The organism is Flavobacterium sp. (assembly GCF_004211145.1).
Lineage (GTDB): Bacteria > Bacteroidota > Bacteroidia > Flavobacteriales > Flavobacteriaceae > Flavobacterium.
The window spans coordinates 1-22,378 of sequence record NZ_SEBS01000030.1 but is presented as its reverse complement, the minus strand read 5'-3'; the positions used below and the strand labels follow the sequence as shown (position 1 = coordinate 22,378).

At 48.5% G+C, this 22,378-nt stretch carries 14 protein-coding genes; 9 read left to right on the top strand and 5 right to left on the bottom strand.

The genetic code is table 11. The annotated features are described in order from the left end of the window. Position 1: 1 nt before the first annotated feature. Both EOO50_RS13175 and EOO50_RS13170 read right to left on the bottom strand, forming a co-directional pair. Entirely contained in the window at positions 2 to 4,693 is a 4,692-nt protein-coding gene (locus EOO50_RS13175; protein ID WP_290840738.1) for a T9SS type B sorting domain-containing protein, read from the bottom strand. Positions 4,694 to 4,764: 71 nt separating this feature from the next. After that, positions 4,765 to 7,476, bottom strand: a complete 2,712-nt coding sequence (locus tag EOO50_RS13170; RefSeq protein ID WP_290840737.1) for a gliding motility-associated C-terminal domain-containing protein — start codon at positions 7,474 to 7,476, stop codon at positions 4,765 to 4,767. Positions 7,477 to 7,802: 326 nt separating this feature from the next. Between EOO50_RS13170 and purB the strand changes: the two genes are divergently transcribed. The 4 genes from purB to EOO50_RS13150 all read left to right on the top strand — a co-directional run bounded on the left by purB (position 7,803) and on the right by EOO50_RS13150 (position 13,703). Further along, positions 7,803 to 9,143 (top strand): adenylosuccinate lyase, encoded by a 1,341-nt coding sequence (gene purB / locus EOO50_RS13165; RefSeq protein WP_290840736.1) that lies wholly within the window; start codon positions 7,803 to 7,805, stop codon positions 9,141 to 9,143. Positions 9,144 to 9,270: 127 nt separating this feature from the next. Continuing rightward, positions 9,271 to 11,508: a cation:proton antiporter gene (locus EOO50_RS13160; RefSeq protein ID WP_290840735.1), complete on the top strand. Its 2,238-nt coding sequence runs from the start codon at positions 9,271 to 9,273 to the stop codon at positions 11,506 to 11,508. A gap of 380 nt (positions 11,509 to 11,888) precedes the next feature. Then, positions 11,889 to 12,866 carry a DUF6624 domain-containing protein gene (locus tag EOO50_RS13155; protein ID WP_290840734.1) on the top strand — a complete coding sequence of 326 codons (978 nt, stop codon included), beginning with the start codon at positions 11,889 to 11,891 and terminating at the stop codon, positions 12,864 to 12,866. Positions 12,867 to 13,010: 144 nt separating this feature from the next. Next, on the top strand, positions 13,011 to 13,703 hold the full coding sequence (locus EOO50_RS13150) for a hypothetical protein (RefSeq protein WP_290840733.1): 693 nt from the start codon (positions 13,011 to 13,013) through the stop codon (positions 13,701 to 13,703). A 91-nt stretch (positions 13,704 to 13,794) separates the two neighbouring features. Here EOO50_RS13150 and guaB read toward each other — a convergent pair whose 3' ends face one another. Further along, positions 13,795 to 15,267: an IMP dehydrogenase gene (gene guaB, locus EOO50_RS13145; protein WP_290840732.1), complete on the bottom strand. Its 1,473-nt coding sequence runs from the start codon at positions 15,265 to 15,267 to the stop codon at positions 13,795 to 13,797. Positions 15,268 to 15,573: 306 nt separating this feature from the next. Between guaB and EOO50_RS13140 the strand changes: the two genes are divergently transcribed. Together EOO50_RS13140 and EOO50_RS13135 are read left to right on the top strand one after the other, a co-directional pair. Continuing rightward, on the top strand, positions 15,574 to 16,668 hold the full coding sequence (locus EOO50_RS13140; RefSeq protein WP_290840731.1) for an MBL fold metallo-hydrolase: 1,095 nt from the start codon (positions 15,574 to 15,576) through the stop codon (positions 16,666 to 16,668). An 82-nt stretch (positions 16,669 to 16,750) separates the two neighbouring features. Beyond that, positions 16,751 to 17,410, top strand: a complete 660-nt coding sequence (locus EOO50_RS13135; RefSeq protein ID WP_290840730.1) for an endonuclease/exonuclease/phosphatase family protein — start codon at positions 16,751 to 16,753, stop codon at positions 17,408 to 17,410. 415 nt (positions 17,411 to 17,825) lie between these two features. On the opposite strand, the gene EOO50_RS13130 is transcribed toward EOO50_RS13135, so the two are convergent. After that, complete coding sequence (locus EOO50_RS13130) at positions 17,826 to 18,689, bottom strand: hydroxymethylglutaryl-CoA lyase (protein WP_290840729.1); 864 nt, start codon at positions 18,687 to 18,689, stop codon at positions 17,826 to 17,828. Between the two features lie 37 nt (positions 18,690 to 18,726). Further along, positions 18,727 to 19,749, bottom strand: coding sequence for a quinone-dependent dihydroorotate dehydrogenase (locus tag EOO50_RS13125; protein WP_290840787.1), 1,023 nt, complete (start codon positions 19,747 to 19,749; stop codon positions 18,727 to 18,729). Positions 19,750 to 20,043: 294 nt separating this feature from the next. Here EOO50_RS13125 and EOO50_RS13120 point away from each other — a divergent pair, with 294 nt between their 5' ends. The 3 genes from EOO50_RS13120 to EOO50_RS13110 all read left to right on the top strand — a co-directional run bounded on the left by EOO50_RS13120 (position 20,044) and on the right by EOO50_RS13110 (position 22,251). Continuing rightward, positions 20,044 to 21,156 (top strand): tyrosine-type recombinase/integrase, encoded by a 1,113-nt coding sequence (locus EOO50_RS13120; RefSeq protein WP_290840728.1) that lies wholly within the window; start codon positions 20,044 to 20,046, stop codon positions 21,154 to 21,156. A 126-nt stretch (positions 21,157 to 21,282) separates the two neighbouring features. Continuing rightward, complete coding sequence (locus tag EOO50_RS13115) at positions 21,283 to 21,582, top strand: Imm27 family immunity protein (RefSeq protein ID WP_290840727.1); 300 nt, start codon at positions 21,283 to 21,285, stop codon at positions 21,580 to 21,582. A gap of 303 nt (positions 21,583 to 21,885) precedes the next feature. After that, a complete protein-coding gene (locus EOO50_RS13110) occupies positions 21,886 to 22,251 on the top strand; it encodes a hypothetical protein (protein ID WP_290840726.1) in 366 nt (121 codons plus the stop codon). Positions 22,252 to 22,378 lie beyond the last annotated feature (127 nt).

Sequence of the window (22,378 nt, the reverse complement as noted above, 5' to 3'; positions counted from 1 at the left end):
CTTATCGTTTCAAAGAAAAGTGCGCCTTGAATTCCTTTCTCGTCCCAACGCGGTCGCGATATTCGAGTAAAAACCAATAATCGGTCGCGAGCAAAGAATGTCCGTTGTAGGTTCCGTCCCAACCCGTCGTCGATGACGGTTGCAAGGTTTTGAGCAGCTTCCCGTATCGGTCGAAAATGTGAATTCTCGCATCAGGCTGGTCATCAAGTCCTGAAATGTTCCAGATGTCGTGATAACCGTCGCCGTTCGGAGTGAAGAATTTCGGATAATTGAGCAAGAAAATCGTAACCGTTTCCGAATCACAACCGTTCACGTCCTGCACGAAGATCGTGTGCTCGCCCGACTGCAATCCGTAGAAAACACCAGTTGTCTGCGCGATTTCACCGTCGAGCGTAAACGTATAATTGCCCGAACCTCCCGAAACTTGTATGGTCACAATTCCACCCGTAAAATCAGCCGGCGTGTTCGCGTTGACTGTGATTCCACTCGTAGCGGTCACGGTCGCCTGATCCGAATTCGAACAACCTGTCGCCGCATTTGTCACCGTAACTTCATACGTCCCGGCCTCGGTCGCCGTGTGCGCGTTCGTCGTGGTCGGAAGCGGCGCGCCGTTCAAAGTCCAGACAAATGTATAACCCGAGTTCGGAAGTCCTGTCGATAGCAAGTGAGTCGTGATCGGCTGGCCTGCGTCGTCCAAACAGATTGCGCCGTCGTTGATCCTCGGATTTGGCAACGCGTTCACGGTAACGGCCAACGTTACTTGACTCGCGCATTGTCCCGAAGTCGGCGTAAAAATATAATTCGCGCTTATTTGGTTGTTGATCACCGACGGATTCCAAGTTCCCGAAATCCCGTTCGGTGAAGTCGTCGCCAAAACCGGAGCCGTCGAATTCTGGCAAAGCGTCAACGTCGTCGCAAAGTCAGGAACGATGCTGTTCGTAACCGTAACGGCCAACGTAATCGGAGTTGCGCATTGATTTGGATTCGGCGTGAACACATAATTGCCGCTCGTCGTATTGCTGATTGTCGCCGGATTCCAAGTTCCGACAATTCCGTTCGGGGAAGTCGTCGCCAAAACCGGAGCCGTCGTGCCTTGGCAAAGCGTCAACGTCGTGGCGAAGCTTGGAACGATCGTATTCGTGACCGTAACCACGAGCGTGACTGAAGTGGCGCATTGACCTGAAGTCGGTGTGAAAATATAACTCGCCGTCGAAGTGTTATTGATCGTCGTCGGACTCCAGGTTCCCGAAATCCCGTTCGGGGAAGTCGTCGCCAAAGCCGGAGCCGTCGCGCCGTTACACAACGTCAACGTCGTCGCGAAGTTCGGAACGATCTGGTTTGTAACCGAAACCGCCAAAGTAAGTGGAGTCGCACATTGTCCCGAAGTCGGTGTAAAAATATAATTTGCGCTCGTCTGGTTGTTAATCACCGACGGATTCCAAGTTCCCGAAATCCCGTTCGGGGAAGTCGTCGCCAAAACCGGAGCGACCGAATTCTGGCAAAGCGTCAACGTCGTCCCAAAATCAGGAACGATGCTGTTCGTCACCGTAACGGCCAACGTAATCGGCGTCGCGCATTGGTTCGGATTCGGCGTGAACACATAACTGCTGCTCGTCGTATTATTGATCGCTGCAGGATTCCAGGTCCCGACGATTCCGTTGGGTGAAGTCGTCGCCAAAACGGGAGCCGTCGTTCCTTGGCAAAGCGTCAACGTCGTGGCGAAGTTTGGAACGATCGTATTCGTGACCGTAACCACGAGCGTGACTGAAGTGGCGCATTGACCTGAAGTCGGTGTGAAAATATAACTCGCCGTCGAAGTGTTGTTGATTGTCGTCGGACTCCACGTTCCCGAAATCCCGTTCGGGGAAGTCGTCGCCAAAGCCGGAGCCGTCGCGCCGTTACACAACGTCAACGTCGTCGCGAAATTCGGAACGATCTGGTTTGTGACCGAAACCGCCAAAGTAATTAGAGTCGCACATTGTCCCGAAGTCGGCGTAAAAATATAATTTGCGCTCGTCTGGTTGTTGATCACCGACGGATTCCAAGTTCCCGAAATCCCATTTGGAGAGGTCGTCGCCAACACCGGAGCGACCGAATTCTGACAAAGCGTCAACGTCGTCGCAAAGTCAGGAACGATGCTGTTCGTAACCGTAACGGCCAACGTAATCGGAGTCGCGCATTGATTTGGATTCGGCGTAAACACATAACTGCCACTCGTCGTATTATTGATCGCTGCAGGATTCCAGGTCCCGACGATTCCGTTCGGTGAAGTCGTAGCCAAAACGGGAGCCGTTGAGCCTTGGCAGAGCGTCAATGTCGTGGCGAAGTTTGGAACAATCGTATTTGTCACAGTTACCGCGAGCGTAAATGGAACCGCGCACTGGCCTGAATTCGGCGTGAAAACATAACTTCCATTCGCAGTATTGTTTATCGATGACGGATTCCAAGTTCCCGTGATTCCATTTGGAGAAGTCGTCGCGAGAGTCGTTGCAACCGAACCCGTGCACAATGTCAGTGTCGATGCGAAATCAGGAACGATGCTGTTCGTGACCGTGACTGCGAGCGTGACCGATGTCGCGCATTGACCCAAATTCGGCGTAAAAATATAGTTGCCGCTTGCCGCATTATTTATCGTCGATGGATTCCAAATTCCCGAAATCCCGTTCGAGGAAGTCGTCGCCAAAACGGGCGCGGTCGATCCTTGGCACAACGTCAATGTCGTCGCGAAATTGGGAACGACGTTCGGCGTAATCGTCACTACTAAAGTCGCTTGTGTCGCACATTGGCCCGCAGTCGGCGTAAAAACATAGGTGCCGCTGTTCTGGTTGTCCATGACCGACGGACTCCACGTTCCCGTAATTCCATTGGGCGAAGTCGTTGATAGGCTCGGACCCGCCATATTTTGGCAGATTGTCGCCGAGCTCGCGAAATTGGGAACGATCGGCGTTGTAACCGTAACCGTAAACACAAATGGCACGCCGCACGAACCACCCGGCGTAAATATGTATGTTCCACTTGCCGTGTTGCTTACGACTGCTGGCGACCAGGTTCCCGTCACGCCATTCGGAGATGTCGTCGCCAGAATCGGGGCCGTGTCTCCGGAACAGATCGTGGCCGTCGTCGGGAAATCAGGAGCGAGTCCGGGATTGACTTCGAGTTGTGCCGCATTGCTGACCGCGACACTTCCGTTGATGCCGATCGCGCAGTAAAACTGTGAATTGTCGAGTGAAACCGGAGTCGAGGTGATAGTCAGTGTCGCCGTATTTGCGCCCGAATACGGAGCCGCGTTGGGCACATTTACCCAAGCGCCCGCCGAATTGAGCATTTTCCATTGATACGTATATATTGCAGGATTCGGCACGATAGCCGAAAAACTCGCCGAGCCATTCTCGCAAATCACGACGCTGGCTGGTTGCGGACTCGCGGGAAGTTGCGCCAACGGTGGACTGAATTGCCCGATATCGGTACAACTTTCGGTATCGTTGATCGTCCAGTCGGCGGCATCGAAAATCACTTTCGGCGCAATCGCGTCGGGATTTCTCAAGATTGAAAAACCAACGTTGTTGGGCGCGTGCACGTCGTCTATTATCGACCCGTTTTTCAGCAACTGCAAATCATCGTCGGCGTTGAAACCAGTGTCGTAATGCGTGCCTTCGACGATGCTGCAAGGCGCCGTTCCCACTCCGATGCCAACCAGATGAATGCCGCCCGGCGCGAGCGTTCCCACAAGGTTGAATTCGTAAAAAGTTGATCCGCCTACATCGCCGTATCGTCGGATCGAATAATTAGAAAGATTCACCGTGGCGTTGGTGCCGTTGTAAATTTCGATCACGCCTCCGTCGCCGGCCTGCGCATCGTACACCTCAGAGATGTAAATGTCGGTCGAATAATTGGGCAAGGCCACCGAAACGATCTCCGTAAAAGGTTGAATTGAAAAAGCCGGGCACGCATTCGTAACCACGCCAATCAATCCCGTAGCGTTTCCGGCCGGAACGTACGCTTGTATCAACATGTTCGAGATGACGGTGAACGCGGCCGCGACTCCATTGAAAGTTACCGATGTCGTGCCGCTTCCCGATTGGAACCCGTTGCCTGAAATATTGACCAAAGTATGTTCGGGGCCAGTCGTCGGAAAAATCGATGTGACTGTCGAGCCCGTACACGTCGTCACGACACTTCCGTACAACGTAAAATCGTCAAGCCGGAACGTACCGCCCGTCGCACCCGTAACCGTCAAAGTTACCGTCACCGCGCCCGTAAATCCTGATGCGGTGTTCGACACCGGTGTGTTTCCCAAAGCGGCTCCGGTAGTTCCGATCGTGCCCGCTCCTATCGGCGTACCGTTTATCGCGAGGGTAAAGTTCGTCGCGCCCGTATTGCTACGCATTCTCCAAAAATCGAAAGACGTAACGTTGAGCGCGTAATTCGGCGCCACATTGAGTGCCAAAGTTATCGTCGCCGAACCCGTAGATGTAAGCCGTATGGCTTGCCCTGCATTGCCCGCAGCACTCGTCCACACGCCTGTCGAGTTGCTCCAACCTGAAGTCGATAGGTTGGTGTCGATTGCGTTCGGAGCCGCGGTATATGGATGCGCATTGATCGCGGTCGTACCGAATTCGTGTCGATAAACCTGGGCGTTTGCATCGGTCGTGAAAATCGACGAGAATACGAGCAGGCAAAAAAGAGTTTTCAAGTAAGTAAAGCGTACATCCATTGTGGCAATCGGCATTATATCAAAAAATTAGCTTACAAAAATATCAAAATCTACGAACGTCGTATCAAGTACACCCAACCGGTGCGGGATTTTCCGTCGGTGGTCGTCATCACATAGAAATACGTGGCGTCGGGCAATTCGTTTCCGTTGCTCGATTGTCCGACCCATTGGTTCGTATAATCGCGTCGGCTATACACTTCGGCCCCGAATCGGTTATAGATCTTTAGCTCTTTCACGTTCAGGCCGGTCAGATCGAAACTGTCGTTGAGCCCGTCGCCGTTCGCCGAAACACCTTTCGGAACCGTGCAGAAAATACTTTCCACAGTGTAATTTCGGAAGGCCGAACAACCCGACGCCAATTCGACCGTCAGCGTAAACTGCATCGGGAATTCGGCATTCGTGCCATTTACGAGATCCGTTATGTTTAGGGTTTCCTCCTGTCCGACGACGGCGCCCGAAGCATCGGTCCATTCATACGAAACGTTTTGCGCGCCAAGTGTCAAACTCGTCGGCAAAAGCACGAAATCCCCATTTTGGCAATTGCCTTCGATTTCAAACGAAAGAATTCCAACTGCTACCGTCAAGGTCACGTTTTGCGCACATTGTCCCGCATCAGGAGTAAATTCGTACGTCGCATTATTTTGGTTGTCGATGGTCGACGGATTCCATGTTCCCGTAATTCCGTTCGGGGAAGTCGTCGCTAAAACCGGAGCCGCTGCATTTTGGCAAAGCGTCAATGTCGTCGCGAAATCAGGAACGATCGAATTTGTAATTGTGACCGACAATGTAATCGGAGACGCGCATTGGTTTGCGGTTGGAGTGAAAATATACGTCGCGCTCGCCGTGTTGTTTATTGCCGATGGATTCCAAGTTCCGATAATTCCGTTCGGTGAAGTCGTCGCTAAAACCGGAGCGGTCGCGTTTTGGCACAGCGTCAATGTCGGCGCGAAATCAGGAACGATCGAATTCGTAATTGTGACCGACAGCGTAATTGGAGCCGCGCATTGGTTCGCGGTCGGAGTGAAAATATACGTTCCGCTCACCGTGTTGTTTATTGCCGATGGATTCCAAGTTCCCGATATTCCATTAGGGGAAGTCGTCGCTAAAACCGGAGCCGTCGCGTTTTGGCAAAGCGTCAACGTCGTCGCAAAATCAGGAACGATCGAATTCGTAACTGTGACCGACAATGTAATTGGAGCCGCGCATTGGTTTGCATTCGGAGTGAAAATATACGTCGCGCTCGCCGTATTGTTTATTGTCGACGGATTCCAAGTTCCGATAATTCCGTTCGGGGAAGTCGTCGCTAAAACCGGTGCCGTCGCATTCTGGCACAACGTCAATGTCGGCGCGAAATCGGGAACTATCGAATTCGTAATTGTGACCGACAACGTAATTGGAGACGCGCATTGGTTCGCGTTCGGAGTGAAAACATACGTTCCGCTCGCCGTGTTGTTTATTGCCGACGGATTCCAAGTTCCGACAATTCCATTAGGAGAAGTCGTCGCTAAAACCGGAGCCGTCGCGTTTTGGCAAAGCGTCAACGTCGTCGCGAAATCAGGAACGATCGAATTCGTAACGGTGACCGACAACGTAATTGGAGCCGCACACTGGTTCGCGGTCGGAGTGAAAATATACGTTCCGCTCGCCGTGTTATTTATTGTCGACGGATTCCAAGTTCCGACAATTCCGTTCGGGGAAGTCGTCGCTAAAACCGGAGCCGTCGCGTTTTGGCAAAGCGTCAATGTCGTCGCGAAATCAGGAACGATCGAATTCGTAACTGTGACCGATAATGTAATCGGAGACGCGCATTGGTTCGCGGTCGGAGTGAAAACATAGGTTGCGCTTGCCGTATTGTTAATTGCCGATGGATTCCAAGTTCCGACGATTCCGTTCGGGGAAGTCGTCGCTAAAACCGGAGCCGTCGCGTTTTGGCAAAGCGTCAATGTTGTCGCGAAATTCGGCGTGATTGCCGACGTAATCGTAATCGTCACAGTATCCGAGATCACGGCGCCGCACGTATTGGTCGCCGACAACGTCAACACGACCGAACCCGTCGCGTTCGCCGGAATCGTATAATTCGTAGTCAAAGCCGATCCCGAGGAAAAACTCCCCGAAGCCGCGCCCCAACTCACACTTTGCTGGCCTTGCGCCTGCCCGACGAGCGAAATCGTACTTCCTGCGCAAGCGTTCAAATTCGACCCCGCCTGAACCGTAAACGGAGGAACCGGGGCCGAACAGCCGTAATTCGTGTATGTCGCTACGCCGGCCGCAGTAAATTCCACGGTCGCGCCATCGCCTGCGGTTGTCACACCATTTTCATCGATAAGCAATTCGCGGTCGTAGGTGACCGAATCGGAGCAACTTCCGAATGAAATCTCGAGAGTGCGCAAACCCGTTCCCGAATTGGCGAAATGACCTGACGTAACATTCGTGTTATTTTGGAAAAGAATATAGATATCTTCGGTAATCGGACCGAATTGATTGAGCGCCGTATCGAACAGATGGCTCGTCACTAAAATCACTCTCGCGTTGGCCGGCAAAACGCCTCCGGTCGGCTGGATGAGTTGTCCGCAACCTCCGGCGTCAAGGATGTCGGCGTTGAGCGTCGCGACTTTTTGGTTCGTCACGGCGTTCTGGATCAATCCCTGCCAGTTGTTGTTGGGCCAATCCACGCTAAGATTCGACGTGTTGACCGCGGTCGCGCCGACTTTAAAACGCACCATTTCATTCAAGCCTTCCTGCGGTCCGCAAGCGTCGACCAAAATACTTTCTATTTGGAAACATTGGGAAAAAACAGGTGTCGAAACAACGCTGAAAAATAAAATAAGAACGGCAATACAGGTGTTTTTTAGTCGCATATCGATTTTGAAAAGCGGCGCAAATTACATCAATTTTATTTTTGAACAGCTGTTGGCGGTTTATGAAAACATTATGAAGCGGTATTTTAACAATTCATGCTCGTTTCGTGTACTTGTGTTCTTGCGCAAATGAGTATCGAAAAATCCAAGAACGATCGGAACACCGCAGAATATTCATTTTCAAATTAACCCCTGAAACCCTATCTTTGCCAACTTCTAAACAAAACGACATGCTCACCGAATTAAACGCCATTTCGCCAATCGACGGTCGCTACCGCAGCAAAACCGCTTCTCTATCGCCTTATTTTTCTGAGGAAGCGCTTATCCGCTACCGCGTTCTGGTCGAAATCGAATATTTCATAGCATTGTGCGAGCTGCCATTGCCGCAGTTGGCAGGCGTCGACAAGAACCTCTTCGCGAAGTTGCGCGACATCTATACGAACTTTTCAGCCGATGACGCCAAGTCGATAAAGGAAATCGAAAAGACCACGAACCACGACGTGAAAGCCGTGGAATATTTCATCAAGAAAGAATTCGACGCGCTCGGATTGCAGGACTTCAAGGAATTCATCCACTTCGGATTAACCTCACAGGACATCAACAATACCGCGATCCCGCTTTCGACGAAAGAAGCGTTCGAGAATGTATATCTCAAATTGCTGATCCAAGTCATCGCGAAACTAAAAGAGCTCAGCGTGGAATGGGCACACATCCCGATGCTCGCCAGAACGCACGGCCAACCCGCTTCCCCGACGCGTTTGGGTAAGGAAATCCTCGTTTTCGTAGAGCGTCTGGAAGAGCAGATGCGTTTGTTGTTCAACGTGCCGTTCGCTGCCAAATTCGGCGGTGCGACGGGGAATTTCAACGCACACCACGTCGCGTATCCGAACACCGACTGGCAGAAATTCGGGCGTGATTTCGTAGAGGAAACACTCGGATTGAAACATTCATTTCCGACCACACAAATCGAACACTACGACCATTTCGCAGCTTTTTTCGACGCCTTGAAACGCATCAATACGATCTTGATCGATTTGGACCGCGATATCTGGACGTACGTCTCCATGGATTATTTCAAGCAGAAGATCAAGGAAGGCGAAGTCGGATCGAGCGCGATGCCGCATAAAGTGAATCCTATCGATTTCGAGAACTCCGAGGGAAATCTTGGAATCGCGAATGCCATCTTCGAACACCTTTCGGCCAAATTACCGATCTCGCGTCTGCAGCGTGATTTGACCGACAGTACGGTGTTGCGCAATATCGGCGTTCCTTTCGGACATACGTTGATCGCATTCGAGGCGACATTGAAAGGACTTAACAAACTGTTGCTCAACGAAGGCAAATTCGCCGAAGACCTCGAGAAAAACTGGGCCGTCGTGGCCGAAGCGATCCAAACGATCCTGCGCCGCGAAGCTTACCCGAATCCTTACGAAGCGCTCAAAGGCCTCACGCGAACGAATACCGTAATCGACAAGAAAGCCATCCATGATTTTATCGGAACGCTTGAGGTTTCAGACGAAATAAAAGCGGAGTTGATGAAAATCACACCTTCGAACTACATCGGCATCTAATTTTTAGAACATTTTTGGCATTAAAAGCGTTAAGCTCATTAAGAAATCATACTCTTGATGGACGTAATGCTTTTAGTGTTTTTTATTTTTTCTATATTCACGTTTCCATTAAATCATATCCGCCGAAATGAGTGCCGCAGCCCAAACCACACAACAGATTTTCCCGCTTATCAGCGACCTCGGACTGATCCTGATGACAGCCGGAATCGCCGTTTTGCTGTTTAAAAGAATCAAGCAGCCGCTCGTTCTGGGTTATCTGATCGCGGGTTTCTTGGCAGGCAATCATTTTGACTTTTTTCCGAGTGTGACCGACATGCACAGCGTCGAGGTCTGGGCGCAGATCGGGATCATCTTCCTGTTGTTCAGCCTCGGGCTCGAATTCAGTTTCAAGAAACTCATGAAGGTCGGAGGAACCGCATCGATCACGGCCATCACGCAAATCGTGCTCATGATCTGCGTGGGTTACGGAGCCGGCCGACTCATGGATTGGGGACAAATGGACAGTATTTTCCTGGGCGTGATCCTGTCGATCTCTTCGACGACAATCATTCTCAAGACGTTCGAGGAACTCGGCGTGAAAGCGCAGAAATTCGCGGGAATCGTAATAGGTTCGTTGATCGTGCAGGACATCGTGGCGATCTTGATGATGGTCTTGCTTTCGACGCTTGCCGTGAGCCGACAATTCTCGGGCAGCGAATTGATCATGTCGGTCTGCAAACTTGCGTTCTTCCTCACGATCTGGTTCGTGGGCGGCATATTTTTCATCCCGACGTTACTAAAGCGCGCCAAACATCTGATATCCGACGAAATGCTGTTGATCATATCGATCGCATTGTGCCTCGGAATGGTCATGCTCGCATCGAACGTTGGCTTCTCGCCTGCTTTGGGGGCGTTCATCATGGGTTCGATAATCGCCGAAACGACCCAGGCCGAACACATCGAACACCTCGTGAAACCCGTGAAGGATTTGTTCGCCGCGGTTTTCTTCGTATCGGTAGGAATGTTGATCAATCCCGACGCTTTGATCGAACACGCGTGGCCCGTCGCAATCCTGACCTTCGTCGTGATCATTTGCCAACCGTTGACCTCGACGCTCGGTGCCTTGCTCGCCGGACAACCTTTGAAACAATCGGTGCAGACGGGCATGAGCTTGTCGCAGATCGGGGAATTCTCGTTCATCATCGCGACATTGGGCGCTTCGTTAAGCGTGACGAGTAAATTCCTGTATCCGATCGTCGTCGCGGTTTCGGCCATCACGACGTTCACGACGCCATTTATGGTAAAACTTTCCACTCCGACGGCCGCTTTCCTGCAACGGAAGCTGCCGCGTAAATGGATCAAGCGCATCGAACGTTACAGCGCGAATGCCCAGTCGATCAAGTCGGCGAGCAATTGGCAGATCGTGATCCGCGCATATCTTGTCCAAGTCGTGATCCATTCGTTCATCATCATCGGCGGGATTTTATTGTCGGCGAATTACTTATTGCCTTTGGTCGGCGAATATCGTTTCGGACACGGCTTGGCGGCGTTGATCACGCTGTTCATCCTCGCGCCTTTCTTTTGGGCGTTGTCGCTGCGTCGCGTCGCCGTCGAGGAAGTGCAGCAACTCATGGAAGAACGCAAATACCGCGGCCCGATCGTGATGATGGTATTGTTCCGATTCGTGCTCGCATTGTTCTACATCGGATTTTTGCTCGACAACTTTTTTTCGCCTGAAATCGCGTTCGTAGCGTTCTGCGCCGTCATCATCATCTATTCGATTTTCCCGAAACAGCTCAACAGGCAATACCATAAGATCGAGACGCGTTTCATGAAAAACCTCAACGCTCGCGAAATTATCAGGAGCAAACGCCAACGCAGCGATTTGACGCCTTGGGAAGGCCACATGACGATTTTCGATATCGCCAAGGAATCGAACATCGCGGGCAAGACGCTCGAGGAATTGCAGTTGCGCGAACAAATGGGAATCAACGTCGCGTTCATAAAACGAGGCGAGATCAACATAAACATCCCGAGCCGAAACGAAAGGTTGTTTCCCGGGGACGAGATCTGCGTGATCGGCACCGACGCACAAGTTTTGGAATTCAAGGCGTATCTCGACCGAAATGAAATGGATTTGCCTGAAGCCGGGACGTTGCCGGACATCGCGTTACAGCAACTCGAATTGCACAATCAGGATTACATCGGGCACAGCATCCGACAGTCGCAGATCCGCGAAAAAACGAAAGGTCTCGTCGTTGGCATCGAACGAAAAGGAAATCGCATCTTGAATCCCGATTCGCATCTCATTCTCGAAAAGGACGACATCCTTTGGATCGTGGGCGATAAGAAATTGCTTGCGACGCTGCTTCTCGAGCATGAATAGCGGTCGATAACCCGGCTTCAACACATGAAAAACAGATTATTGTTCGCCACTTCGATCTGCGCAGTGGTTTCGTAATAAGCACAATAAGAATTTGGGACTGACGTAGTCGAAAGCATTCCAATTATGTCCGAAAACCAACGGAATGGCGCCTTACAATTTCCGCTTTTCTTGGTCGCTCGCCAATTTTTCCGATTCGTCGTTCGTTCAATTGGAAAAATAGCGGCCAGCGGTTAGTTGCGCCATGAGTTTGCGTACTCGAGAATCAATAAATAAAATTCTCATTTATATCGCAAAGGACAATCGTATATTGTATAATTTTTAAATCTCGGCAATGAACTCTCGCACGCTTCTGCCGGAACAGCCTGCCCGAAACAAACCTTATGAACCGATTTCCAATCTTCGCTTTTTGCATGTGCGCCACATTCACCTTGGCGCAACCCAAATCGTCAACATATTCGACGTTGGTCAAAAAAGCCGACTCGCTTTATGAGGCGAAATCGTTCCGCGAATCGGCAGTCGCATATTCGGAAGCATTCGCGTTGAAAACCAAAAGCATATCTTCTGACCGTTATAACGCCGCCTGTTCCTGGGCTTTGGCCAATATTCCGGATTCGGCGTTCGTTCAATTGGACAAAATAATAAGCGATGGTTTTACCGATTCTTTCCACGCCTCGACCGATGCCGATATGGCGAATCTCAAAAACGACGTGCGCTGGCAAAATTTTCTCGAGAACGCACGCAGGAACGGCGAGATTTCCAAAGCCAAAATCAATTGGCCGCTTGTCGAAAAACTCGAGAGAATTCATAGCGAAGACCAGCGATATCGCAAGCTGATTTCCAGCGTCGAAACCAAATATGGAAAAAATTCGCCCGAGATCGACGCACTTTGGGAACGCATCAAAAAGACCGATTCGATCAATTTGATTGAAGTTACCAAGATAATCGACGAATTTGGCTGGCCGAGTCGTGAGTCCGTTCGCGGTAGTTCGGCCCTATTTCTCGTAATCCAGCACGCCGACAGGAAAACCCACGAAAAGTATTTACCCATCATGCGCGACGCCGTCAAAAAAGGAAATGCCGAAGCCTCGAGCCTCGCACTTCTCGAAGATCGCACGGCACTTGAAAATGGTCGGAAACAAATATACGGAAGCCAGATCGGGACGAATTCGGAGACTCAAAAGAATTACCTCCGTCCGCTCGAAGATCCCGAAAACGTGGACAAAAGACGAGAATCGGTCGGACTCGAACCATTGAAAATATATTTGAAAGGCTTTGGTATCGATTGGGATTCAAAGCAGTATATTTTGGATTTGCCCGAAATCGAAGCCTACGAAAACAAGCAATTTAAAGGGAAATGATTTTTGTTCGACCGCGAATTAACCAACGTCAAATCTCCGAAATTTACACACTAAATGTTACTGAATTAGTTTGCGTTTTGTTTTCGAAAATAGGTATCAATTCATCATCGCCCAAGTCTAAAATCTAAAATCTAAACTTCAAAAATGGGTTGGAAAGCATCATTCATCGCGATATCGGATTCAGGCTCCAAAAACCACGAACAACTCTTGTCGGGACTCGGGTTTTCAGGCGTGGAAAAAATCGGGTCAAAAGCATTCGAATCGGTAATCAATCCTCTCAAAGGCGAAGTTTACATTGGAACATACAGAAACAATCTTATCATTTGCACACACGATTTGCCGATGGAAAGTTTGTCGATGCCTACAAAATTGACGACAGCCGAATCGTTTTTGTGCGACAGTTTTCCGACTGCTGAAATCGGGTCGGTCGTTTTACACAGCGTCGTTGATCTGTGGGGATTCTCGCTTGTAAAAAATCGTGAGAAAATCCGTTGTTTCGGTGGCACGTCCGACGAAGGAATTTTCGCCGATGAAGGAAAACCGCTCATGGAAGAGACGAAATTCTACGAAGGTCCGGCTCATGACCATGAAGAAAACGAATTCGACGGGGAAAGCATCACGTTTGCATTTTGCTCGCGCTTCTTGGGCAAACCGTTGGACGAAGCCCGCGATGACCTGTTCGATACGAAATTGCAGGGCTATTCATACACTTTTGAATCCGACGAATCGGATATGCTGAAATCCACGCTCGAGAAAAAATCGCGATGGCCGTTCTACATCGCCCTCATCGTCGTATTCCTGATCTGGCAAATCGTAAAACGAACCCTTATCAATTGACGTTATCACAGTTTCCATAAAACAAAAAACGCGACGGTTTCCCATCGCGTTGCTTACAGCCTAAAGCTTAAAGCCTAAAGCCTAAAGCCAATTATCGTGAGTAATTCGGAGCTTCCTTCGTAATCGTAACATTATGCGGATGGCTTTCAGTGATTCCGCTCGATGTGATGCGGACGAAACGCCCGGTTTCCTGCAACGTCGGAATGTCTTTCGCACCGCAATATCCCATTCCGGCACGAAGCCCGCCGATGAATTGCTGCATGCTTTCGTTGAGTTCGCCTTTGTACGGCACGCGCCCGACGATTCCTTCAGGAACCAATTTTTTGATATCGTCTTCTACGTCCTGGAAATAGCGGTCTTTCGAGCCTTCTTTCATCGCTTCGACCGAACCCATTCCTCGGTAGGACTTGAATTTTCGGCCTTCGAAGATGATCGTTTCGCCCGGAGATTCTTTCGTTCCCGCGAGAAGCGATCCCATCATGACGCTGTCGGCTCCGGCTGCGAGTGCTTTCGGGATGTCGCCTGTGTAACGGATTCCTCCGTCGGCGATGACCGGAACACCTGAACCTCTGAGTTCGGCGGCGACTTCAAGCACGGCCGAGAATTGTGGAAACCCGACTCCGGCCACGACACGTGTCGTACAGATCGAACCCGGTCCGATACCGACTTTTACACCGTCGGCACCATTGTTTACCAGATATCTTGCGGCTTCAGGCGTCGCGATATTGCCGACGATCACGTCGACTTGTTTGAAACGCTCTTTCACTTGCTGCAGAATCTCGACGACGCCTTTCGTGTGTCCGTGAGCCGTGTCGATGATGATCGCGTCGACACCTGCGTTTACAAGTGCTTCGGCTCTCAGGACCGCGTCGCCCGTAACACCGATGGCAGCCGCGACGCGCAAACGCCCGAGTGAATCTTTGTTCGCGATCGGTTTTTGCGTGAGTTTCGTGATATCCCGAAACGTGATCAAACCGACCAACGTATTGTGGGAATTGACGACTGGAAGTTTTTCGATTTTATGGCCTTGAAGGATGACTTCGGCCTCTTGAAGCGACGTTCCTTCGGCAACCGTAACGAGTGGCATCGCGGTCATGACCTCGACGATATCGCGTTGCTGGTTTTTCTCGAAACGCAAATCGCGGTTGGTCACGATTCCTTTGAGTTGTTTGTCTTCGTCGACGATGGGAATTCCCCCGATTCCGAATTCACGCATCGCGGCTTTCGCGTCGGCGACCGTAGAAGTGAGCGGCAGCGTGACGGGATCGATGATCATGCCCGACTCGGCTCGCTTTACTTTACGCACTTTCGCGGCCTGTTGCTCGATCGTCATATTTTTGTGCAATACGCCGATTCCGCCTTCCTGTGCCATTGCGATCGCCATGGCGCTTTCAGTTACGGTATCCATCGCCGCCGAAACAATGGGAACGTTGAGCGTGATGTTGCGTGAAAATTTTGACTGTATGCTGACTTCGCGCGGAAGTACTGAAGAATAATTGGGAACCAGCAGGACATCATCGTAAGTAAGACCTTCGCCGATGATTTTAGTTGTGTGTGCGTTCATTTGCAATTAAGGTTGTCGAACTGGTTTGGTCTTTTGCGGTTGAAGCGAAAAATAAAGATTTTTTGTTCATTTTCCAGATTTTTTGAGATTCATAGCAGCGCTATGGGTCGAGAAAAATGTGGGAAAGGAACGAAAAAGATTATTTTGCAGCCAATCGTGAAAGGTTAAACAAGTTCTCGGTTAAATTGCGTGCAAATATACGTTTTTTAACAACACAAAATTTGGAGCGGTAATCAGAAATTTACGTTAAAGCGACGAACACGTTTTCGTTTCGTTCTATCTTTAGCCGAACAAACACAATTTTCCATGCTTTACGCTTTGCTATCGTTGATTTTGCTTTTCATTTTGGCTGTCTACGCGTTCATGCAGCGCGCCGAATTCGGGAAAAAACCGTCAGCGGAAACCCTTGAGCGAATCAAAAAATCTCCGAATTTTCGCGACGGACAGTTCCAGAATCTTTCGTTCACGCCTCAATTGACCGAGGGTTCGACGATGCCCAAAGTACTTTATAAATTCCTGTTCAATAAAAATCCGCGGACGAAGCCAAAACACAGGATCCCATCGCAAAAAACCGATTTGAAACGTCTCGATCCGAACGAAAACGTGTTGGTCTGGTTTGGACATTCGTCGTATTTCATGCAAATCGACGGCCTGAAAATTTTGGTCGATCCGGTTTTCAGCGGTTCGGCATCGCCTGTAAACGGCACGACGAACAGTTTTGCGGGAAGCGACGTGTATGCGGTCGAGGATTTTCCCGACATCGATCTGCTGCTGATCTCTCACGACCATTGGGATCATTTGGATTACAAGACCGTTGCGAAGTTGCGACCGAAAATTGATACCGTTTTGACCGGCCTGGGAACGGGCGCTCATTTGAAATCCTGGGGTTACGACCCTGAAAAAATCATCGAGAAAGATTGGAATGAATCATTTGAATTCAAAAATGCGCGTTTCCACATCACGCCTGCGCGTCATTTTTCGGGCCGAGGTTTCAAACGCAACGGCGCGATCTGGGTTTCGTTCGTATTAGAAATCGGAAACAGAAAAATCTATTTGGGCGGCGACAGCGGGTTCGATACGCATTTCGCCGAAATCGGGGAAAAATTCGGGCCGTTCGATCTCGCGATTTTGGAATGCGGCCAATACAATCCCGACTGGCGGTACATTCACATGTTGCCGTCGGAAATCATCCCGGCTGCAAAAAATTTAAATACGAAAGCGCTTTTGCCCGTCCATTGGGGCAAATTCTCGCTCGCGCCTCACGCCTGGGACGAACCGATCCTCAAGGTTTCGGAATCAGTGAAAGGCAGCGGGATTGATTTATGGACGCCGATGATTGGGGAAAAGGTTTTTGTCGATAATCCAGGGGCGTTTCATCAGTGGTGGATTGGCATAGTTTAGATTTAGGGATTTTACAATTCAGATTAATGAGTTTCAGAACCACAGGTGCGTTATCTGCCTAATCAAAATAATAAGAACGAGAATGAAAATTGCGACTTGGAATCTCGAAAGGCCTAAATCAAATTCTTCACGGATTTCGAAGATTGTAGAAATCCTTAAAAGTATCGACGCGGATATAATTATTCTAACCGAGACTAACCGATCAATATACATTGGCGAAGAATATAATTATTCGCATTCCGCAGAACTACCCGAAGATTTTTATTTATCAGGAGAAAGAAGAACGAGCATTTTGTCGAAATATCGAATCGTAAGATCTTTTCAAACGCGTGATGACAAAACAAGTTTATCAATTGAATTTGAAACACCGCTGGGAAATCTTATTGTTTATGCGACGATTGTAGGAATTTTTGGAAACAGGCGTGATGATTTTTTAGTTGACCAGCAACAACAACTAGAAGATTTAACCACATTATTTGAGGTAAATCTTCCAATTATATATGCGGGAGATTTGAATATTTCATTTTGCGATAATTATTATTTTACAAAATCAGGACGCGAGAATTTCTGCAGAACATTTCAAAATTTGGATTTAGAAATTACAACTGAAAACATTCCTGAAAACATCGATCATATCGTTATTTCAAAATCAATTTTAAAAGACAGAAAGACGAACGAAACCGTTTGGAATCTGGATAAAAAATTGAGTGACCACATAGGAATCGCAATAGAAATAATCTGATTGCCCAGCCGGCGCCAGAACATACAAAATGTCGCTGTTTCATGGAGATTCGAGATCTTCTCTCGGTAACTTATTTCGCAATTTGGCAAGGAAGTGCTTTGTGCGGATTGCTATAACTTACTATGCCTCCTTAACGATGATTTATTACCTCTAACGGACTCCCTAGCCCGGATGGAAGCGGTTAGCCTTTCACACAGAACGGCTCTTTTTGCAGGTTTGCCGAAGCGACCAAAGGAAGCTCTTGGGAAACCCGGCAAAAATGGCGTTTTGAAGAAAGCTAAAAGCGGACAGCCGGATCAGCTTCTAAAAAGATGGCAGATTTACAGATAGCAGATTGGCAGACACAAATCCCATGACGACTCATCAGGCTACCGCGATCTAGTGCCCTGAGCCTTGCGCCCTGCACCTTGTACCTTCAATGAAACTCCCCAAAAACTCTCGTCGCTTCGTTGTACGCGCTTTCGAAACTCATCGGGCTTGTTCCCGTCGCGGCTTTTTGTTGGGTGAAATACGACAATAATTTCTCGGTCGGCATGTTCCCGGTGAGTTCGTCTTTTGCCATCGGACAGCCGCCGAAACCCTGGATCGCGCCGTCAAAACGATGGCAACCCGCTTTGTAGGCCGCGTCGACCTTCTCGAACCATTTGTCGGGCGTCGTGTGCAGGTGCGCTCCGAATTCGATTTGCGGATATTTCGGGATCAAATTCGAGAACAGATATTCGATTACGTCGGGCGTCGAACTGCCGATCGTGTCTGACAACGACAGGATTTTCACGCCCATTCCCGCGAGTTTCTCCGTCCACTCGCCTACCACTTCGACGTTCCACGGATCACCGTACGGATTTCCGAATCCCATCGAAAGATAAGCGACGACTTCTTTGTTCGATTGATCGGCGATGTCGAGGATTTCCTGCAACGTGACGAGCGATTCAGCGATGGTTTTGTGGGTATTTCGCATCTGGAAGTTTTCGGAAATCGAAAACGGGTAACCCAAATATCGAATTTCATTGTGCTGCGACGCCGATTGCGCGCCTTGGGTGTTGGCAACGATGGCGAGCAGTTTGGTTTTGGTGGCCGACAAATCGAGGTTCGCCAAGACTTCAGCCGTGTCCTGCATTTGCGGAATCGCCTTGGCCGACACGAAACTCCCGAAGTCGAGCGTGTCAAAACCGACGCGCAACAACGATTGAAGATACGCGATCTTGCGCTCCGTCGGGATAAAGGTTTTGATGCCTTGCATGGCGTCGCGCGGACATTCGATGATCTTGACCGTGTTCATAGGTGGGCAAAGATACAGTTTTTACGAAAACGTTTTCTTAGACTTTTTTGGCGAGAATGGCTTTGTTGATTTGTCTGATCAAATCCGGGCCTTCGTAAATGAATCCCGTGTACAATTGCACGAGGCTGGCTCCGGCTTCGAGTTTGTCGAGCGCATCTTGGGCGGTATGGATTCCTCCGACGCCGATGATCGGGAAGCTTTCGTTGCTTTTTTGCGAGAGGAATCGAATGACCTCGGTGGAACGCTGCGTTAATGGTTTTCCCGACAATCCGCCCATTTCGCCTTTATTTTCCGACAGCAATCCGTCGCGGGAAATGGTCGTGTTCGTGGCGATGACGCCCGCGATTTTGGTTTGGTTGACGATGTCGATGATGTCGAGCAGTTGGTCGTCGGTCAAGTCGGGTGCGATTTTTAAGAGAATCGGTTTTGATTTTGGACGCGCCGAATTGCGATCCTGCAGCGTTTGTAGCAATGCCGTAAGCGGTTCTTTGTCCTGAAGCGCGCGCAGGTTGGGCGTGTTTGGCGAACTTACGTTGACGACGAAATAGTCGACGTGATCGAAAAGCGCGTCGAAGCAGATTTCGTAATCTGAAACCGCATCTTCGTTCGGCGTGATTTTATTCTTGCCGATGTTTCCGCCGATGAGCACGTTTTTATTTTTTTTCAATCGTTCGACAGCGGCATCGACTCCGCCGTTATTAAAGCCCATTCTGTTAATGATGGCCGAGTCTTCACGCAGTCGGAACAAGCGTTTCTTGGGATTGCCGTCTTGTGGTTTCGGGGTCAAGGTTCCGATTTCGATAAACCCGAACCCGAAATTTGAAAGCTCGTTGTAGAGTTTGGCGTCTTTGTCGAATCCTGCGGCTAAACCGACGGGATTTTTGAACTTCAGGCCGAAGACTTCGCGTTCCAGGCGTTTGTCGTTCACATTGTAGAGTGAGCGCGCAATGGAGAGAAATCCGGGAATCTTGGAGAGTTTTCGAACCCAGGAAAAGGTGAAATGGTGCGCTTCTTCAGCATCGAGACGAAAGAGCAGCGGTCGGATAATCGATTTGTACATGCTGTGTTGTTGTTGGATCGGCATTGCCTTTTGCAAAAATAGTGGATTTGGATGCAAGTTCATGTATGGTTTTTAACGAATGCGTTGTTTTGAAAATTCCGCCTAGCCCTGATGGAAGCGGTTACCCCACAGCAAGCGACGCCAGTTTTTGCCGACGGCGCGCGGCGACCATAGGAAGCCCGACGAGACGCGTGCAAAAACGGCGTGGATTGCGAGGAGTAAAAGCGGACAGCAGGATCAGCTTCAAAAAATAATTGTTATATTTATGCTTTATACACGCCAAATAGTTAGAATATGCAGCCTTTACCTACCGTTATTTTGGACATTGTCTGGCACCGAAACATGGATGTCCTTTCCCTGAAATTTGAAAATGAAACAACCCTTCGACATGTCGTGAGTCATGAAATCGACGCGACCTGGAGCCAGTCGCGCGAGTTTTGGTATGTTTCATATTCGTTGGAAAACGCAGCACACGCGCAGATGTTACTCGGAAAAATTGCTTTTGTGGATAGAACGAGGCTTGATGCCAAAGAGAAAAGAATGAAAGAGAATTTCAATGAGATCATGCTTTCTCAAACTGAATATGCCGATTTGCAGAAATTCAGGCGTTGGATGCAGACTCGGCGATACAGTGATGCGACGATCAACACCTATTGCGGTTTAGCCGAATTCTTTCTGAAATACCTACGAAGAAGAGGGCTAACGGAAATAAATCCGCGTACTGTCGCCCAGTTTAATTATGAATTTATCGTATTGCCGAAAAAGTCGATTTCGTATCAGAATCAGGCGATAAATGCGATTAAGCAGTTCGTAAATTACAAGCAGATTGATATCGACATCCAAGACATCGAACGCCCGAGAAAAGAGAAAAAATTGCCGACGGTGCTGAGTATGGATGAAGTCGGCCGGATCATGATGGCGGCGGTTAGCCTGAAACACAAGGCGCTTTTGAGTTTGATTTATTCGGGCGGTTTCCGGATCAGCGAGGTTTTGAATTTGAAGATGGCCGATATCGACAGTGACCGAATGTTGATCCATGTGCGAAACGCGAAGGGACGAAAAGACCGATATACGTTGCTGTCGCAGAAGGCGTTGGTGTTGTTGCGCGAGTATTTTGTGGTTTACCAACCGAAGGTTTTTTTGTTTGAAGGACCGTCGGGAGGGCAATATTCTTCGCGCGCCGCCCAATCGGTTTTGCAAAATGCGGCTGCTCGCGCCGGAATTAAAAAGTCTATTTCCCTTCACACCTTACGGCATAGTTTCGCCACTCACCTGCTTGAACACGGTACCGACATACGCTATATCCAGGATCTCCTTGGACACAGCAGCCCAAAAACTACGATGATTTATACGCATGTTTCGGATTCATCCGTACAGAACATTCGGAACCCTTTGGATATGATCTGATTATTGGGTATTATTGTTTTATATTTTGGTGAAACTTCCGTTATCCTGCTTTATTGGGATGGTTTGGGGGTGTTTTTGGCTGGGATATACAAGTTACCAGCGATGTTGAAACACAAAATCCATAAAATGACAATCTTAAAAAATCAATATATAATTTCTGATCAGACTAAGATTATTGAACTTCAATCAAAATTATCATTAGTTAAACGTGAAAATTGGACCGAAATTTTTATAGACTCAGAATCAAATGAATGGATAACTTTTCATCCAAACACTGAATATCACGGTGGAGGAAATAAAATTCTATATAAATCTCCAATTCCAACAACAGAAAATTTGATAATATTAGCTATTAATTCAGATTACGAAGATGAATGTGAAGCTGCATGGAAAGGGTCAGTCAAATTATTAAGTTTACAATTCTAACTTCAGAATTTAATAGAAGAGAAATTTTAGGAAAATCATCAGAGGAAGTAAACAGTGATTCATTATTTTTTAAAAATATTTCGAAAAGGGCCAAAATGTTAAAAAACAAACACCGCTGGTAACCGCGTGTGGCGAGCCATTGCTGGTTTTCGGTAGTGTGAACGCCATTTTCCTTAACTTCGCTTTCGTTCGGCAGAGAGAACTCTCTCCGAATTTCCGCAACGGCCGTCACACGCCTAACGTTACCTGCAAGTTCCGAAAAAAAAATCGAATCAAATTCGACCATTCAAACAAACCAAAAAAATGAAAATAATCACCGTTTCCTTCTTGTTTATTGTAGTTTGCGCTTTCTCAACTCCTCAAAATACTTTGCAAGGAAAATACATGATGTTAAATAATAAAGAACATAAAGAACTCGATGGAATTTTAACGATAACTGGAAGCAGCTATAGTAAATATTCACCAAGCGGAAAAACAATTATGGGAAAAATTGATGACAAAAAATTTGTGTTTTTCCTTCAAGACGAAAATTCCAAATATCGAATCCTAATTTCAAAAAGTCAATTAAAAAATGACACTATAAATTTCGGTGTGGAAGATATAACAATTCCAAAATCGAATGATTTGACCGTGGTTCCAAATACAGGGAAGTTTATTAAATTAAGATAGAACCTGCAGGTAACCGCCGCTAATCGCCATTGCCGCAATACGTTAGCGTGAAATTCTCATTTCCACAAGTCACAAAACTATGAATTTTTCTGCTTTGTCAAGCTTGAAAAATACATCAGTTTTGTTA

Bases quoted from the DNA above. Each gene is read 5' to 3' on its own strand.
- EOO50_RS13125 (WP_290840787.1), bottom strand. From the start codon at position 19,749: ATGTACAAATCGATTATCCGACCGCTGCTCTTTCGTCTCGATGCTGAA.
- guaB (WP_290840732.1), bottom strand. From the start codon at position 15,267: ATGAACGCACACACAACTAAAATCATCGGCGAAGGTCTTACTTACGAT.
- EOO50_RS13115 (WP_290840727.1), top strand. From the start codon at position 21,283: ATGACAATCTTAAAAAATCAATATATAATTTCTGATCAGACTAAGATT.
- EOO50_RS13155 (WP_290840734.1), top strand. From the start codon at position 11,889: ATGAACCGATTTCCAATCTTCGCTTTTTGCATGTGCGCCACATTCACC.
- EOO50_RS13110 (WP_290840726.1), top strand. From the start codon at position 21,886: ATGAAAATAATCACCGTTTCCTTCTTGTTTATTGTAGTTTGCGCTTTC.
- EOO50_RS13130 (WP_290840729.1), bottom strand. From the start codon at position 18,689: ATGAACACGGTCAAGATCATCGAATGTCCGCGCGACGCCATGCAAGGC.
- EOO50_RS13135 (WP_290840730.1), top strand. From the start codon at position 16,751: ATGAAAATTGCGACTTGGAATCTCGAAAGGCCTAAATCAAATTCTTCA.
- EOO50_RS13160 (WP_290840735.1), top strand. From the start codon at position 9,271: ATGAGTGCCGCAGCCCAAACCACACAACAGATTTTCCCGCTTATCAGC.
- purB (WP_290840736.1), top strand. From the start codon at position 7,803: ATGCTCACCGAATTAAACGCCATTTCGCCAATCGACGGTCGCTACCGC.
- EOO50_RS13150 (WP_290840733.1), top strand. From the start codon at position 13,011: ATGGGTTGGAAAGCATCATTCATCGCGATATCGGATTCAGGCTCCAAA.
- EOO50_RS13120 (WP_290840728.1), top strand. From the start codon at position 20,044: ATGCAGCCTTTACCTACCGTTATTTTGGACATTGTCTGGCACCGAAAC.
- EOO50_RS13140 (WP_290840731.1), top strand. From the start codon at position 15,574: ATGCTTTACGCTTTGCTATCGTTGATTTTGCTTTTCATTTTGGCTGTC.